This is a genomic window from Pseudomonas juntendi (assembly GCF_009932375.1).
Lineage (GTDB): Bacteria > Pseudomonadota > Gammaproteobacteria > Pseudomonadales > Pseudomonadaceae > Aquipseudomonas > Aquipseudomonas juntendi.
This window is the reverse complement of record NZ_BLJG01000130.1, coordinates 1-15,736: the sequence shown is the minus strand read 5'-3', so window position 1 is coordinate 15,736 and position 15,736 is coordinate 1. Positions and strand designations below refer to the sequence as shown.

The 15,736-nt window shown below is 58.0% G+C and carries 12 protein-coding genes and 1 tRNA gene; all 13 read left to right on the top strand.

Annotated elements, in window-relative coordinates; translation table 11 throughout:
- The first annotated feature begins 89 nt into the window (after positions 1 to 89).
- Positions 90 to 165: transfer RNA gene (locus GYA94_RS17810), tRNA-Trp, on the top strand.
- Between the two features lie 44 nt (positions 166 to 209).
- A complete protein-coding gene (gene secE / locus GYA94_RS17805) occupies positions 210 to 578 on the top strand; it encodes a preprotein translocase subunit SecE (protein ID WP_009681243.1) in 369 nt (122 codons plus the stop codon).
- A 9-nt stretch (positions 579 to 587) separates the two neighbouring features.
- Complete coding sequence (gene nusG, locus GYA94_RS17800) at positions 588 to 1,121, top strand: transcription termination/antitermination protein NusG (RefSeq protein WP_003255501.1); 534 nt, start codon at positions 588 to 590, stop codon at positions 1,119 to 1,121.
- Between the two features lie 119 nt (positions 1,122 to 1,240).
- On the top strand, positions 1,241 to 1,672 hold the full coding sequence (gene rplK / locus GYA94_RS17795; protein WP_003255500.1) for a 50S ribosomal protein L11: 432 nt from the start codon (positions 1,241 to 1,243) through the stop codon (positions 1,670 to 1,672).
- Positions 1,672 to 2,367 carry a 50S ribosomal protein L1 gene (gene rplA / locus GYA94_RS17790; protein WP_009681244.1) on the top strand — a complete coding sequence of 232 codons (696 nt, stop codon included), beginning with the start codon at positions 1,672 to 1,674 and terminating at the stop codon, positions 2,365 to 2,367. The genes rplK and rplA overlap by 1 nt, the downstream gene beginning before the upstream one ends.
- A 197-nt stretch (positions 2,368 to 2,564) precedes the next feature.
- Complete coding sequence (rplJ, locus tag GYA94_RS17785) at positions 2,565 to 3,065, top strand: 50S ribosomal protein L10 (RefSeq protein WP_009681245.1); 501 nt, start codon at positions 2,565 to 2,567, stop codon at positions 3,063 to 3,065.
- Positions 3,066 to 3,142: 77 nt separating this feature from the next.
- Complete coding sequence (rplL, locus tag GYA94_RS17780) at positions 3,143 to 3,508, top strand: 50S ribosomal protein L7/L12 (RefSeq protein WP_003255496.1); 366 nt, start codon at positions 3,143 to 3,145, stop codon at positions 3,506 to 3,508.
- A 220-nt stretch (positions 3,509 to 3,728) separates the two neighbouring features.
- Positions 3,729 to 7,802, top strand: coding sequence for a DNA-directed RNA polymerase subunit beta (gene rpoB, locus GYA94_RS17775; protein WP_009681246.1), 4,074 nt, complete (start codon positions 3,729 to 3,731; stop codon positions 7,800 to 7,802).
- 64 nt (positions 7,803 to 7,866) lie between these two features.
- Positions 7,867 to 12,066, top strand: a complete 4,200-nt coding sequence (gene rpoC, locus GYA94_RS17770) for a DNA-directed RNA polymerase subunit beta' (RefSeq protein ID WP_161892794.1) — start codon at positions 7,867 to 7,869, stop codon at positions 12,064 to 12,066.
- 211 nt (positions 12,067 to 12,277) lie between these two features.
- Positions 12,278 to 12,649, top strand: a complete 372-nt coding sequence (rpsL, locus tag GYA94_RS17765) for a 30S ribosomal protein S12 (protein ID WP_003255492.1) — start codon at positions 12,278 to 12,280, stop codon at positions 12,647 to 12,649.
- Positions 12,650 to 12,755: 106 nt separating this feature from the next.
- Positions 12,756 to 13,226, top strand: a complete 471-nt coding sequence (rpsG, locus tag GYA94_RS17760) for a 30S ribosomal protein S7 (protein WP_003246741.1) — start codon at positions 12,756 to 12,758, stop codon at positions 13,224 to 13,226.
- Positions 13,227 to 13,256: 30 nt separating this feature from the next.
- The gene (fusA, locus tag GYA94_RS17755; protein ID WP_054913551.1) at positions 13,257 to 15,404 is read left to right on the top strand and encodes an elongation factor G; all 2,148 of its coding nucleotides are present in this window, start codon (positions 13,257 to 13,259) and stop codon (positions 15,402 to 15,404) included.
- A 27-nt stretch (positions 15,405 to 15,431) separates the two neighbouring features.
- Positions 15,432 to 15,736: GTP-binding protein (locus tag GYA94_RS17750; RefSeq protein WP_255326948.1), on the top strand; the 305-nt coding region annotated here is incomplete at its 3' end.

The window sequence follows — 15,736 nt, the reverse complement described above, 5'->3', positions numbered from 1 at the left end:
TCGGCGCCGGCGTCGTAGCAAAAATTATTGAATAAGTAGTTGATTTACTTGATCAGGCCGGTATAATGGCCGGCCTGATACAGCGTTACAGGTCAGTAGCTCAATTGGCAGAGCGACGGTCTCCAAAACCGTAGGTTGGGGGTTCGATTCCCTCCTGACCTGCCATTTCACCTCGGTGTGATGGCTTTCTTCTTACAGGATCCTCCTCGATGACCCCCAAAACTGAAGCCCAAGAATCGCGTTTTGATCTGTTCAAGTGGCTGGCTGTAGTGGCTTTGGTGGTTGTTGGCGTAGTGGGTAACCAGTATTACTCCGCCTCCCCAATCCTGTATCGCGTTCTCGCACTTCTCGTCCTGGCTGCTGTCGCGGGCTTTGTAGCTCTGCAGACTGCGAAGGGCAAGTCGTTCTTTACGTTGGCGAAGGAAGCTCGTGCCGAGATTCGTAAAGTCGTGTGGCCGACCCGCCAGGAAACCACCCAGACCACGCTGATTGTCGTGGCTGTTGTGCTGGTTATGGCACTGCTGCTGTGGGGGCTCGACTCCCTGCTCGGCTGGGCGGTCTCCCTGATCGTTGGCTAAAGGTGTCCCGTGGCTAAGCGTTGGTATGTTGTGCATGCTTACTCGGGTTACGAGAAGCATGTAATGCGCTCCCTGATTGAGCGCGTCAAGCTGGCTGGCATGGAAGACGGTTTCGGCGAGATCTTGGTTCCGACCGAAGAAGTCGTCGAAATGCGTAACGGCCAGAAGCGCAAAAGTGAGCGCAAATTCTTCCCTGGCTATGTACTGGTCCAGATGGAGATGAACGAAGGGACTTGGCACTTGGTCAAGGACACCCCTCGTGTGATGGGCTTTATTGGTGGTACTGCAGACAAGCCTGCGCCGATCACTGATAAAGAAGCCGAGGCTATCCTGCGTCGCGTGGCCGACGGTAGCGACAAGCCGAAGCCGAAGACGCTGTTCGAGCCAGGTGAAGTGGTTCGTGTCATTGACGGTCCGTTCGCTGACTTCAATGGCAGTGTCGAAGAGGTTAACTACGAAAAGAGCCGCCTGCAGGTTGCAGTGCTCATTTTCGGTCGCTCTACTCCGGTGGAGCTCGAGTTCAGCCAGGTCGAAAAGGTCTAGGCGGACAAAGCATCCCATACCCCGCAGCCCTGTGTGCTGCGGGGTTTTGTCGTCACTGGGATAAAACGCAAGTCATCCGGGGAGCCATCAGGCGTTCGTACCCGATTTTGGAGTAGCTCATGGCTAAGAAGATTCAGGCTTACATCAAGCTGCAAGTTAAGGCCGGCCAGGCCAACCCAAGCCCACCCGTTGGTCCAGCACTGGGTCAACATGGTGTGAACATCATGGAATTCTGCAAGGCCTTCAACGCCCGTACCCAGGGTCAAGAAGCCGGCCTGCCGACTCCAGTGATCATCACTGTCTACAGCGACCGTAGCTTCACCTTCGAGACCAAGAGCACCCCTGCCTCGGTTCTGCTGAAGAAAGCTGCTGGCCTGACCAGTGGTTCGGCTCGCCCGAACACCGTTAAAGTCGGTACCGTTACCCGTGCTCAGCTGGAAGACATCGCGAAAGCCAAACAGGCTGACCTGACTGCCGCTGACCTGGACGCTGCTGTACGCACCATCGCTGGCTCTGCCCGCAGCATGGGCCTGAACGTGGAGGGTGTGTAATGGCTAAGCTGACCAAACGCCAAAAGGCAATCGCCGAGAAAATCGAAGCAGGCAAGGCCTACAACTTCGAAGAAGCGGCAACTCTGCTGGCCTCGCTGCCTGCTGCCAAGTTCGTCGAGTCCTACGACATCGCCGTAAACCTCGGTGTTGACCCGCGTAAATCTGACCAGGTCGTACGTAGCGCTACTGTGCTGCCGCACGGCACTGGCAAGACCGTTCGCGTTGCCGTTTTCACCCAGGGCCCAGCTGCTGAAGCTGCTCTGGCTGCAGGCGCTGACCGCGTAGGTATGGACGATCTGGCTGCCGAAATGAAAGGCGGCGACCTGAACTATGACGTCGTCATCGCATCGCCTGATGCCATGCGCGTTGTAGGTCAGCTGGGTCAGGTTCTGGGTCCTCGCGGCCTGATGCCTAACCCGAAAGTTGGTACCGTGACTCCAGACGTAGCCACTGCCGTGAAAAACGCCAAGGCTGGTCAGGTTCGCTACCGTACCGACAAGAACGGTATCATCCACACCTCCGTTGGCAAGGTCGGCTTTGAAGCTGGCAAGCTGAAGGAAAACGTTGAAGCCCTGATCGCTGACCTGAAGCGTATCAAGCCAGCTTCTTCGAAAGGTATCTACGTTAAGCGCGTTACCCTGAGCACCACCATGGGCCCAGGTCTGGTCATCGATCAGAGCTCGCTGAACGTGTAAGAACATGGTGGTGCGACATGTCGCGCTACCAGCAAAAATTGGGGTCCCTGCCTGGCGGGGGCTATCCAAGACCGTAGGCGGCGCAAGCCTTAAAAACCCAGCCCACGCAGATGGTGCTCCCGATTCGTTACCGAATCAGACACCAAAACGACATCAGGCTTCGGCCAGATGAAACGGTAAAAACCAGGAGTAAACCCGTGGCAATTAAACTCGAAGACAAGAAGGCCATCGTCGCTGAAGTCAACGAGGCTGCCAAAGTCGCTCTGTCCGCTGTCGTGGCTGATGCCCGTGGTGTGACTGTAGGCGCAATGACCGGACTCCGTAAAGAGGCCCGCGAAGCTGGCGTTTATGTACGTGTCGTACGTAACACCCTGCTCAAGCGCGCTGTTGAAGGCACCGAATTTTCGATCCTCAACGACGCGTTCAAAGGCCCGACCCTGATTGCTTTCTCCAACGAACACCCGGGCGCTGCTGCTCGTCTGTTCAAAGAGTTCGCCAAGGGTCAGGACAAGTTCGAGATCAAGGCAGCTGCGTTTGACGGCAATTTCATTGCAGCGAACCAGATCGACGTGTTGGCTACCCTGCCGACCCGCGACGAAGCTATTGCGAAACTGATGAGCGTTATTCAAGGCGCCACCAGCAAGCTGGCTCGTACTCTGGCAGCCATTCGCGACCAGAAAGAAGCTACCGCCGCCTAAGGCGTGCGAATTCTTTCAAAATCATACGTTTAATTTGATGGCTGCGTAGGCTGTCACCCCAATACAGGATTTAAGTCATGTCCCTGACTAACGAACAAATCATCGAAGCAATCGGCCAGAAAACCGTTCTGGAAGTTGTTGAGCTGATCAAAGCAATGGAAGAAACCTTCGGCGTTACCGCTGCTGTTGCCGCTGCTGGCCCAGCTGCTGCTGCTGCCGTTGTTGAAGAGCAGACCGAGTTCAACGTTGTTCTGGTTGAAGCCGGCGACAAGAAAGTGAACGTGATCAAAGCCGTTCGTGAGCTGACCGGTCTGGGCCTGAAAGAAGCCAAAGAGAAAGTCGATGGCGCTCCTCAGGTTGTAGCTGAAGGCGTTTCGAAAGAAGCCGCTGAAGACGCTAAGAAGAAGCTGGAAGAAGCAGGCGCTAAAGTCGAGCTGAAGTAATCTCGACCTTGCGATGCCAGCCTGAGCGTTGAGCAAAAGGCTGATGGCTGGTGGCTTATGCCACCGGCCTTTTTCCGTTATTGGTGGCCGGTCATGCCGGCCCCGATAACAAGCTGCAAGACACCCATGTGGGTGGCGCAAACCAAGGGGTTTGCACGATTTTCTGGCTGCTCCCGCCGGGAGAAGCCAAACAAGCAGGTGACCAAGCTGGGGAACGCTGATGGCTTACTCATACACTGAGAAAAAACGTATCCGCAAGGACTTTAGCAAGTTGCCGGACGTCATGGATGTGCCTTACCTCCTGGCCATCCAGCTGGATTCGTATCGCGAATTCCTGCAAGCGGGAGCATCCAAGGATAACTTCCGCGACGTCGGCCTGCACGCGGCCTTCAAATCGGTATTCCCGATCATCAGCTACTCCGGCAATGCTGCCCTGGAGTACGTAGGCTATCGCCTGGGCGAACCCGCCTTCGATGTGAAGGAATGTGTCCTGCGTGGTGTGACCTTCGCGGTACCACTGCGGGTCAAGGTGCGCCTGATCATCTTCGACAAGGAATCGTCGAACAAAGCGATCAAGGACATCAAAGAGCAAGAAGTCTACATGGGTGAAATCCCCCTGATGACTGAAAACGGTACCTTCGTAATCAACGGTACCGAGCGTGTGATCGTTTCCCAGCTGCACCGTTCGCCTGGTGTGTTCTTCGACCACGACCGTGGCAAGACCCACAGCTCCGGCAAGCTGCTGTACTCCGCTCGCATCATCCCTTACCGCGGCTCCTGGCTGGACTTCGAGTTCGACCCGAAGGACTGCGTGTTCGTGCGTATCGACCGTCGCCGCAAACTGCCGGCCTCGGTGCTGCTGCGTGCCCTGGGCTACAGCACTGAAGAAGTGCTGAACACCTTCTACACCACCAACGTGTTCCACATTTCCGGCGAAAAACTCAGCCTGGAACTGGTGCCACAGCGTCTGCGTGGTGAAGTTGCTGTCATGGACATCCATGACGAAACCGGCAAAGTCATCGTCGAGCAAGGCCGCCGTATTACCGCGCGCCACATCAACCAGATCGAGAAAGCCGGCGTCAAGCAGCTGGACGTTCCTATGGAATACGTCCTGGGCCGCACCACCGCCAAGGCTATCGTGCATCCGGCTACCGGTGAGATCCTCGCCGAGTGCAACACCGAGATGACCACCGAGCTGCTGATCAAGGTCGCCAAGGCGCAGGTTGTCCGTATCGAGACCCTGTACACCAACGACATCGACTGCGGTCCGTTCATCTCCGACACGCTGAAGATCGACACCACCAGCAACCAGCTGGAAGCCCTGGTCGAAATCTACCGCATGATGCGTCCAGGCGAGCCGCCGACCAAGGACGCCGCCGAGACCCTGTTCAACAACCTGTTCTTCAGCGCCGAGCGTTACGACCTGTCCGCCGTTGGCCGCATGAAGTTCAACCGTCGTATCGGTCGTACCGAGATCGAGGGTTCGGGCGTGCTGAGCAAGGAAGATATCGTCGAGGTCCTGAAAACCCTGGTCGATATCCGTAACGGCAAAGGCATTGTCGACGACATCGACCACCTGGGTAACCGTCGCGTTCGTTGCGTCGGCGAGATGGCCGAGAACCAGTTCCGCGTTGGCCTGGTGCGTGTAGAGCGCGCGGTCAAGGAACGTCTGTCGATGGCGGAAAGCGAAGGCCTGATGCCGCAAGACCTGATCAACGCCAAGCCGGTTGCGGCGGCGGTGAAAGAGTTCTTCGGTTCCAGCCAGCTGTCCCAGTTCATGGACCAGAACAACCCGCTCTCCGAGATCACCCACAAGCGCCGCGTCTCTGCACTCGGCCCTGGCGGTCTGACCCGTGAGCGTGCTGGCTTTGAAGTCCGTGACGTGCACCCGACCCACTACGGCCGTGTGTGCCCGATCGAGACCCCTGAAGGTCCGAACATCGGTCTGATCAACTCCCTGGCAGCCTATGCCCGCACCAACCAGTACGGCTTCCTGGAAAGCCCATACCGCGTGGTGAAAGAAGGTGTGGTCAGCGACGACATCGTGTTCCTGTCGGCCATTGAAGAAGCCGATCACGTTATCGCCCAGGCTTCGGCCGCGATGAACGACAAGAAGCAGCTGATCGATGAGCTGGTAGCGGTCCGTCACCTGAACGAGTTCACCGTCAAGGCGCCGGAAGACGTCACCCTGATGGACGTTTCGCCGAAGCAGGTTGTTTCCGTCGCTGCCTCGCTGATCCCGTTCCTCGAGCACGACGACGCCAACCGTGCACTGATGGGTTCGAACATGCAGCGTCAGGCTGTACCGACCCTGCGTGCCGACAAGCCGCTGGTAGGTACCGGCATGGAGCGCAACGTTGCCCGTGACTCCGGTGTCTGCGTGGTTGCTCGCCGCGGTGGCGTGATCGACTCGGTCGACGCCAGCCGTATCGTCGTTCGCGTCAATGACGATGAAGTCGAGACCGGTGAAGCCGGTGTGGACATCTACAACCTGACCAAGTACACCCGTTCCAACCAGAACACCTGCATCAACCAGCGTCCGCTGGTCAGCAAGGGTGACAAGGTTCAGCGCAGCGACATCATGGCCGACGGCCCGTCCACCGACATGGGTGAGCTGGCACTGGGTCAGAACATGCGTATCGCCTTCATGGCGTGGAACGGCTTCAACTTCGAAGACTCCATCTGCCTGTCCGAACGTGTGGTGCAGGAAGACCGCTTCACCACGATCCACATTCAGGAACTGACCTGTGTGGCGCGTGATACCAAGCTTGGCCCAGAGGAAATCACTGCGGACATCCCGAACGTGGGTGAAGCCGCACTGAACAAGCTGGACGAAGCCGGTATCGTCTACGTGGGTGCGGAAGTCGGCGCGGGTGACATCCTGGTCGGTAAAGTTACGCCAAAAGGCGAAACCCAGCTGACTCCGGAAGAAAAACTGCTGCGCGCCATCTTCGGCGAAAAAGCCAGCGACGTTAAGGACACTTCCCTGCGCGTGCCGACCGGCACCAAGGGTACTGTCATCGACGTACAGGTCTTCACCCGTGATGGCGTGGAGCGCGACAGCCGCGCCCTGGCCATCGAGAAGATGCAGCTGGACGAGATCCGCAAGGACCTCAACGAAGAGTTCCGCATCGTCGAAGGCGCAACCTTCGAGCGTCTGCGTTCTGCCCTGAACGGCCAAGTGGTCGACGGTGGCGCGGGCCTGAAGAAAGGCACCGTGATCTCCGACGAAGTACTGGACGGTCTGGAGCACGGCCAGTGGTTCAAGCTGCGCATGGCTGAAGATGCACTGAACGAGCAGCTGGAAAAGGCTCAGCAGTACATCGTTGACCGTCGCCGTCTGCTGGACGACAAGTTCGAAGACAAGAAGCGCAAGCTGCAGCAGGGCGATGACCTGGCGCCAGGCGTACTGAAGATCGTCAAGGTTTACCTGGCAATCCGCCGTCGCATCCAGCCGGGTGACAAGATGGCCGGCCGTCACGGTAACAAAGGTGTTGTCTCGGTTATCATGCCGGTTGAAGACATGCCGCACGACGCCAACGGTACTCCGGTCGACGTCGTACTGAACCCGCTGGGCGTACCTTCGCGTATGAACGTTGGTCAGATCCTCGAAACCCACCTGGGCCTTGCGGCCAAAGGCCTGGGCGAGAAGATCGACCGCATGCTCGAAGAGCAGCGCAAAGCCGCTGAGCTGCGTGTATTCCTGACCGAGGTCTACAACGAGATCGGTGGTCGTCAGGAAAACCTCGACGAGTTCTCCGACGCCGAGATCCTGGCCCTGGCGCACAACCTGAAGAAAGGTGTGCCTATGGCTACTCCGGTCTTCGATGGTGCCAAGGAGCGCGAGATCAAGGCCATGCTGAAACTGGCAGACCTGCCAGAAAGCGGCCAGATGGTGCTGTTCGATGGCCGTACCGGCAACAAGTTCGAGCGTCCGGTGACCGTTGGTTACATGTACATGCTCAAGCTGAACCACTTGGTGGACGACAAGATGCACGCGCGTTCCACTGGTTCCTACAGCCTGGTTACCCAGCAGCCGCTGGGTGGTAAGGCGCAGTTCGGTGGTCAGCGTTTCGGGGAGATGGAAGTGTGGGCGCTGGAAGCATACGGCGCGGCATACACCCTGCAAGAAATGCTCACAGTGAAGTCGGACGACGTGAACGGCCGTACCAAGATGTACAAGAACATCGTGGATGGCGATCACCGTATGGAGCCGGGCATGCCCGAGTCCTTCAACGTGTTGATCAAAGAGATCCGTTCCCTCGGTATCGATATCGATCTGGAAACCGAATAACACGTGACGCGAAGGGGAGTGGGGCAGGTAATGCCCGCTCCCTGCTCCGCCAGGAGGAAAGGCCTTGAAAGACCTACTGAATTTGCTGAAAAACCAGGGTCAAGTCGAAGAGTTCGACGCCATCCGCATCGGTCTGGCGTCGCCTGAAATGATCCGTTCGTGGTCGTTCGGTGAAGTTAAGAAGCCGGAAACCATCAACTACCGTACGTTCAAGCCTGAGCGTGACGGCCTGTTCTGCGCCAAGATCTTTGGCCCAGTCAAGGACTACGAGTGCCTGTGCGGCAAGTACAAGCGCCTCAAGCACCGTGGCGTAATCTGCGAGAAGTGCGGCGTTGAAGTTGCCTTGGCCAAAGTGCGTCGTGAGCGCATGGCGCACATCGAGCTGGCCTCGCCGGTCGCCCACATCTGGTTCCTGAAGTCGCTGCCGTCCCGTATCGGCCTGCTGATGGACATGACCCTGCGTGACATCGAGCGCGTGCTCTACTTCGAGAGCTACGTCGTTATCGACCCGGGCATGACCACCCTGGAAAAGGGCCAGCTGCTGAACGACGAGCAGTACTTCGAAGCGCTGGAAGAGTTCGGTGACGACTTCGATGCCCGCATGGGTGCCGAGGCTGTCCGCGAACTGCTGCACGCTATCGACCTGGAGCACGAGATCGGCCGCCTGCGCGAAGAAATTCCGCAGACCAACTCGGAAACCAAGATCAAGAAGCTGTCCAAGCGCCTGAAGCTGATGGAAGCTTTCCAGGGCTCGGGCAACCTGCCTGAGTGGATGGTGCTGACCGTTCTGCCAGTACTGCCGCCGGACCTGCGTCCGCTGGTGCCGCTGGATGGTGGCCGCTTCGCGACCTCCGACCTGAACGACCTGTATCGTCGGGTGATCAACCGTAACAACCGTCTGAAGCGCCTGCTGGATCTGTCGGCGCCGGACATCATCGTGCGCAACGAAAAGCGCATGCTGCAGGAGGCGGTCGACGCCCTGCTGGACAACGGCCGTCGCGGTCGCGCCATCACTGGCTCGAACAAGCGTCCGCTGAAGTCCCTGGCCGACATGATCAAAGGTAAGCAAGGTCGCTTCCGTCAGAACTTGCTCGGTAAGCGTGTGGACTACTCCGGCCGTTCGGTAATTACCGTAGGCCCGACCCTGCGTCTGCACCAGTGCGGTCTGCCGAAGAAGATGGCCCTTGAGCTGTTCAAGCCGTTCATTTTCGGCAAGCTGGAAATGCGTGGTCTGGCGACCACCATCAAGGCTGCCAAGAAGATGGTCGAGCGCGAGCTGCCAGAGGTATGGGACGTTCTCGCCGAGGTGATCCGCGAACACCCCGTACTGCTCAACCGTGCGCCAACCCTGCACCGTCTGGGTATCCAGGCCTTTGAACCGGTTCTGATCGAAGGTAAAGCCATCCAGCTGCACCCGCTGGTCTGCGCCGCGTACAACGCCGACTTCGACGGTGACCAGATGGCCGTTCACGTGCCGCTGACGCTGGAAGCCCAGCTCGAAGCGCGCGCGCTGATGATGTCGACCAACAACATTCTGTCGCCAGCCAACGGTGAGCCAATCATCGTTCCGTCGCAGGACGTTGTACTGGGTCTGTACTACATGACCCGTGAGGCGATCAATGCCAAGGGCGAAGGTCGCGTATTCGCCGACCTGCAGGAAGTCGACCGCGTATTCCGCGCCGGCGAAGCTGCCCTGCACGCGAAAATCAAGGTTCGTATCAACGAAACCGTGAAAGAGCGTGATGGCTCGGTGGTCAAGAACACCCGTATCGTCGACACCACCGTCGGCCGTGCGCTGCTGTTCCAGGTTGTACCGGCAGGCCTGCCGTACGATGTGGTCAACCAGCCAATGAAGAAAAAGGCGATCTCCAAGCTGATCAACCAGTGCTACCGCGTGGTTGGTCTGAAAGAGACCGTCATCTTCGCTGACCAGTTGATGTACACCGGTTTCGCCTACTCGACCATTTCCGGTGTTTCCATCGGTGTTAACGACTTCGTTATCCCGGAAGAGAAAGCCCGCATCATCGGTAACGCTACCGATGAAGTGAAGGAAATCGAGAGCCAGTACGCCTCCGGCCTGGTAACCCAGGGCGAGAAGTACAACAAGGTCATCGACTTGTGGTCCAAGGCGAACGACGAAGTGTCCAAGGCGATGATGGCCAACCTCTCGAAAGAGAAGGTCATCGACCGCGAGGGCAAGGAAGTCGAGCAAGAGTCCTTCAACTCGATGTACATGATGGCTGACTCGGGTGCGCGGGGTTCCGCAGCACAGATCCGTCAGCTGGCTGGTATGCGTGGCCTGATGGCCAAGCCGGACGGCTCGATCATCGAGACGCCGATCACCGCGAACTTCCGTGAAGGTCTGAGCGTACTCCAGTACTTCATCTCGACCCACGGTGCTCGTAAGGGTCTGGCGGATACCGCCTTGAAGACTGCGAACTCGGGTTACCTGACGCGTCGTCTGGTGGACGTTGCCCAGGATCTGGTGGTTACCGAGATCGACTGCGGCACCGACCAAGGCCTGCTGATGACTCCGCACATCGAAGGCGGCGACGTTGTAGAGCCGCTGGGTGAGCGTGTACTGGGTCGTGTCATCGCCCGCGACGTGTTCAAGCCAGGCACCGAGGACGTGATCGTTCCGGCCGGTACCCTGGTCGACGAGCAGTGGGTCGAGTTCATCGAGCTGAACAGCATCGACGAAGTGATCGTGCGTTCGCCGATCAGCTGCGAAACCCGCTACGGCATCTGCGCCAAGTGCTACGGTCGTGACCTGGCTCGCGGTCACCAGGTGAACATCGGTGAAGCTGTCGGCGTTATCGCTGCACAGTCGATCGGTGAGCCGGGTACCCAGCTGACCATGCGTACGTTCCACATCGGTGGTGCTGCAAGCCGTACTTCGGCTGCCGACAGCGTCCAGGTGAAGAACGGCGGTATGGTGCGTCTGCACAACCTGAAGCAGGTCGAGCGTGCCGACGGCAACCTGGTTGCCGTATCGCGTTCCGGTGAGTTGGCCATTGCCGACGAATTCGGCCGTGAGCGTGAGCGCTACAAGCTGCCTTACGGTGCAGTGATTTCGGTCAAGGAAGGTGAAAAGGTCGAAGCTGGCGCCATCGTCGCCAAGTGGGACCCGCACACCCACCCGATCGTGACCGAGCTGAAAGGTACCGTGACCTTCGTGGGCATGGAAGAAAACATCACCATCAAGCGTCAGACCGATGAACTGACCGGCTTGACCAACATTGAAGTACTGGACGTGAAGGATCGCCCTGCCGCAGGCAAGGAAATCCGTCCGGCAATCAAGATGGTCGATGCCGCTGGCAAGGATCTGTACCTGCCAGGTACCGACGTACCTGCCCAGTACTTCCTGCCGGCCAACGCCCTCGTGGGTGTGGCTGACGGTGCCCAGATCGGTGTTGGTGACGTTATTGCGCGTATCCCGCAAGAAACGTCGAAGACCCGTGACATCACCGGTGGTCTGCCGCGCGTTGCCGACCTGTTCGAAGCGCGTCGTCCGAAAGAAGCCTCGATTCTGGCTGAAGTCAGCGGCACCATCGCATTCGGTAAAGAGACCAAGGGCAAGCGTCGCCTGGTGATCACTCCGACCGACGGTAGCGATCCGTACGAAGAGCTGATTCCGAAGTGGCGCCACCTGAACGTGTTCGAAGGTGAGCAGGTAAACCGCGGTGAAGTTATCTCCGACGGCCCGAGCGATCCGCACGACATCCTGCGTCTGCTGGGTGTCAGCGCGCTGGCGAAGTACATCGTCAACGAGATCCAGGACGTTTACCGTCTGCAAGGCGTGAAGATCAACGACAAGCACATCGAGACCATCCTGCGTCAGATGCTGCGCAAGGTCGAGATCTCCGAGTCGGGCGATTCCAGCTTCATCAAGGGCGACCAGATGGAACTGACCCAGGTACTGGTAGAGAACGAGCGTCTCGCCAGCGAGGACAAGTTCATCTCCAAGTTCACCCGTGCGCTGCTGGGTATCACCAAGGCCTCGCTGTCGACCGAGTCGTTCATCTCCGCGGCTTCCTTCCAGGAAACCACCCGCGTACTGACCGAAGCGGCGGTAACCGGCAAGCGCGACTACCTGCGCGGCCTGAAGGAGAACGTGGTTGTGGGTCGTTTGATCCCAGCCGGTACTGGTCTGGCTTACCACAGCGAGCGCAAGCGTCGCCGTGATGCCGACAAACCGTTGCGTGTCAGCGCCAGTGAGGTGGAAGCCGCACTGACCGAAGCGCTGAATTCCAGCGGTAACTAAGTCCAGGGCGGGGCCCCGGCTACCCTCGAACGGGCATCGGCGACATGAAATGTTGCCGATGATCGGGCGAGGAGGGCCGGGGCCTTGTCTTGACTGGGTGCAAGATCCTCTTTAGACTTTTGTACCCTTAAATTTGGTGAGGCTCCGTCTCGCCAATTTTTGGCTTTCTTGCAAGACAATAGAGTCGCAAGACAATCAGTGGAGCTAGTAGATGGCAACTATCAACCAGCTGGTACGTCAGCCGCGTAAGCGTTCGGTCGAGAAGTCCGACGTTCCTGCGCTGCAGAACTGCCCGCAACGTCGTGGCGTGTGCACCCGTGTGTACACCACCACGCCGAAAAAACCTAACTCGGCACTGCGTAAAGTATGCCGTGTGCGTCTGACCAACGGTTTCGAGGTTTCCTCGTACATCGGTGGTGAAGGCCACAACCTGCAAGAGCACAGCGTCGTCCTGATCCGTGGCGGCCGTGTAAAAGACTTGCCAGGTGTTCGTTACCACACCGTTCGCGGCTCTCTGGATACTTCGGGCGTCAAAGGCCGTAACCAGGGTCGTTCGAAATACGGTACCAAGCGTCCGAAGTAATCGGCCGTTTGCAGACATCCATTTTTTTGAGTCGATAAGAGTAAGGTCGGGCAGGGGTCGAAGACCCGCGTCCCGGGCTAACCTGAAGACCGTTTGAGGGCTTATCATGCCAAGACGTCGTGTAGCAGCAAAACGTGAGATCCTTGACGATCCGAAGTACGGATCCCAGATCCTCGCCAAGTTCATGAACCACGTGATGGAAAGCGGCAAGAAGGCCGTAGCCGAGCGCATCGTTTACGGTGCCCTGGATACCGTCAAAGCACGCAAGAACAGCGACCCCCTGGAAATCTTCGAGAAAGCTCTCGACGCCATCGCTCCGCTGGTCGAAGTCAAGTCCCGCCGTGTAGGCGGTGCTACTTACCAGGTTCCGGTTGAAGTTCGTCCATCCCGTCGTAACGCTCTGGCAATGCGCTGGCTCGTAGACTACGCCCGCAAGCGCGGCGAGAAGTCGATGGCTCTGCGTCTGGCCGGCGAACTGCTGGATGCTGCTGAAGGCAAGGGTGCTGCAGTCAAGAAGCGTGAAGACGTGCACCGTATGGCTGAAGCCAACAAAGCGTTCTCGCACTACCGCTTCTAATTCAAGCATCAATCATTTTGCGAGGGCTTTATGGCTCGTACTACAGCAATTAACCGCTACCGTAACATCGGTATCTGTGCCCACGTTGACGCGGGCAAGACTACCACTACCGAGCGGATCCTGTTCTACACAGGTCTGAGCCACAAGATGGGCGAGGTGCATGACGGCGCCGCGACCACCGACTGGATGGTGCAGGAGCAGGAGCGCGGTATCACCATTACCTCCGCTGCCGTTACCACCTTCTGGAAAGGTTCCCGTGGTCAGTACGACAACTACCGCGTAAACGTCATCGATACCCCCGGCCACGTTGACTTCACCATTGAAGTAGAGCGTTCGCTGCGCGTACTCGACGGCGCGGTCGTTGTGTTCTGCGGTACCTCCGGCGTTGAGCCGCAGTCCGAAACCGTATGGCGTCAGGCCAACAAGTACGGCGTTCCACGTGTCGTATACGTGAACAAGATGGACCGTGCCGGTGCCAACTTCCTGCGCGTTGTAGGTCAGATCAAGAACCGTCTGGGTCACACCCCGGTTCCGGTCCAGCTGGCCATCGGTGCAGAAGATGACTTCCAGGGTCAGGTTGACCTGATCAAGATGAAGGCCATCTACTGGAACGACGACGACAAAGGCACCACCTACCGCGAGGAAGAAATTCCTGCCGAGCTGGTGGACCTGGCCAACGAATGGCGCAGCAACATGGTCGAGGCTGCTGCCGAGGCCAACGAAGAGCTGATGAACAAGTACCTTGAAGAAGGTGACCTGTCCGTCGAAGACATCAAGGCTGGTCTGCGCGCCCGTACCCTGGCGAGCGAGATCGTTCCTGCTGTCTGCGGTTCTTCGTTCAAGAACAAGGGCGTTCCCCTGGTTCTCGATGCCGTCATTGACTACCTGCCTGCGCCAACCGAGATCCCTGCGATCAAGGGTATCCACCCTGATCTGATCGACGTGCCGAAGGATGAAGTCAAGCCAGAACAGTACGACGAGCGTCCTGCTGACGACAACGAGCCGTTCTCGGCTCTGGCGTTCAAGATCGCTACCGACCCGTTCGTGGGCACCCTGACCTTCGTCCGCGTTTACTCGGGCTTCCTGACCTCTGGTGACTCCGTCATCAACTCGGTCAAGGGCAAGAAAGAGCGCGTTGGCCGTATGGTGCAGATGCACGCCAACCAGCGTGAAGAGATCAAGGAAGTACGTGCAGGTGACATCGCTGCTCTGATCGGGATGAAGGACGTCACCACCGGTGATACCCTGTGCAACCTCGACAAGCCGATCATCCTTGAGCGTATGGACTTCCCTGAGCCGGTAATTTCGCTCTCCGTAGAGCCGAAAACCAAGGCTGACCAGGAGAAGATGGGTATCGCTCTGGGCAAGCTGGCCCAGGAAGACCCGTCGTTCCGCGTCAAGACCGACGAAGAAACCGGCCAGACCATCATCTCCGGTATGGGTGAGCTGCACCTGGACATCCTCGTTGACCGCATGAAGCGCGAATTCAACGTCGAGTGCAACGTCGGCAAGCCGCAGGTTTCGTACCGCGAGAAGATCACCAAGTCCAACGTCGAGATCGAAGGCAAGTTCGTTCGTCAGTCGGGTGGTCGTGGTCAGTTCGGTCACTGCTGGATCCGTTTCTCGGAGCCAGACGTCGACGAGAAGGGCAACATCACCGAAGGTCTGGTCTTCACCAACGAAGTCGTTGGTGGTGTGATTCCGAAGGAATTCATCGCCCCGATCCAGAAGGGTATCGAAGAGCAGATGAAAAACGGCGTTGTTGCCGGCTATCCGCTGCTCGGCCTGAAGGCTACAGTGTTCGACGGTTCGTACCACGACGTCGACTCCAACGAAATGGCGTTCAAGATCGCCGCTTCGATGGCGACCAAGCAACTGGCCCAGAAGGGCGGTGGCGTGGTGCTTGAGCCGATCATGAAGGTCGAAGTTGTAACCCCGGAAGATTACCTGGGTGACGTGATGGGTGACCTGAGCCGTCGTCGTGGGATGATCCAGGGTAATGAAGACTCGGTGTCCGGCAAGGTAATCACTGCTGAGGTACCACTCGGAGAAATGTTCGGTTACGCAACCGACGTTCGTTCCATGTCTCAGGGTCGCGCAAGCTACTCCATGGAATTCTCCAAATACGCCGAAGCTCCGTCGAACATCGTCGAAGCACTCGTTAAAAAACAAGGCTAATCCCCTTTAGGCAAGAGGTTCACTGTCGTGGCTAAAGAAAAATTTGATCGTTCCCTTCCCCACGTTAACGTCGGCACCATCGGCCACGTTGACCACGGTAAGACCACTCTGACCGCAGCTCTGACTCGCGTCTGCTCCGAAGTTTTCGGTTCGGCAGTCGTTGAGTTCGACAAGATCGACTCGGCTCCGGAAGAAAAAGCGCGCGGTATCACCATCAACACCGCTCACGTCGAGTACAACTCGAACATTCGTCACTACGCTCACGTTGACTGCCCAGGTCACGCCGCCTACGTGAAGAACATGATCACCGTCGCTGCCCAGATGGACGCCGC

Bases quoted from the DNA above. Each gene is read 5' to 3' on its own strand.
- rpsL (WP_003255492.1), top strand. From the start codon at position 12,278: ATGGCAACTATCAACCAGCTGGTACGTCAGCCGCGTAAGCGTTCGGTC.
- rpsG (WP_003246741.1), top strand. From the start codon at position 12,756: ATGCCAAGACGTCGTGTAGCAGCAAAACGTGAGATCCTTGACGATCCG.
- rplA (WP_009681244.1), top strand. From the start codon at position 1,672: ATGGCTAAGCTGACCAAACGCCAAAAGGCAATCGCCGAGAAAATCGAA.
- rpoB (WP_009681246.1), top strand. From the start codon at position 3,729: ATGGCTTACTCATACACTGAGAAAAAACGTATCCGCAAGGACTTTAGC.
- fusA (WP_054913551.1), top strand. From the start codon at position 13,257: ATGGCTCGTACTACAGCAATTAACCGCTACCGTAACATCGGTATCTGT.
- secE (WP_009681243.1), top strand. From the start codon at position 210: ATGACCCCCAAAACTGAAGCCCAAGAATCGCGTTTTGATCTGTTCAAG.
- rplK (WP_003255500.1), top strand. From the start codon at position 1,241: ATGGCTAAGAAGATTCAGGCTTACATCAAGCTGCAAGTTAAGGCCGGC.
- rplL (WP_003255496.1), top strand. From the start codon at position 3,143: ATGTCCCTGACTAACGAACAAATCATCGAAGCAATCGGCCAGAAAACC.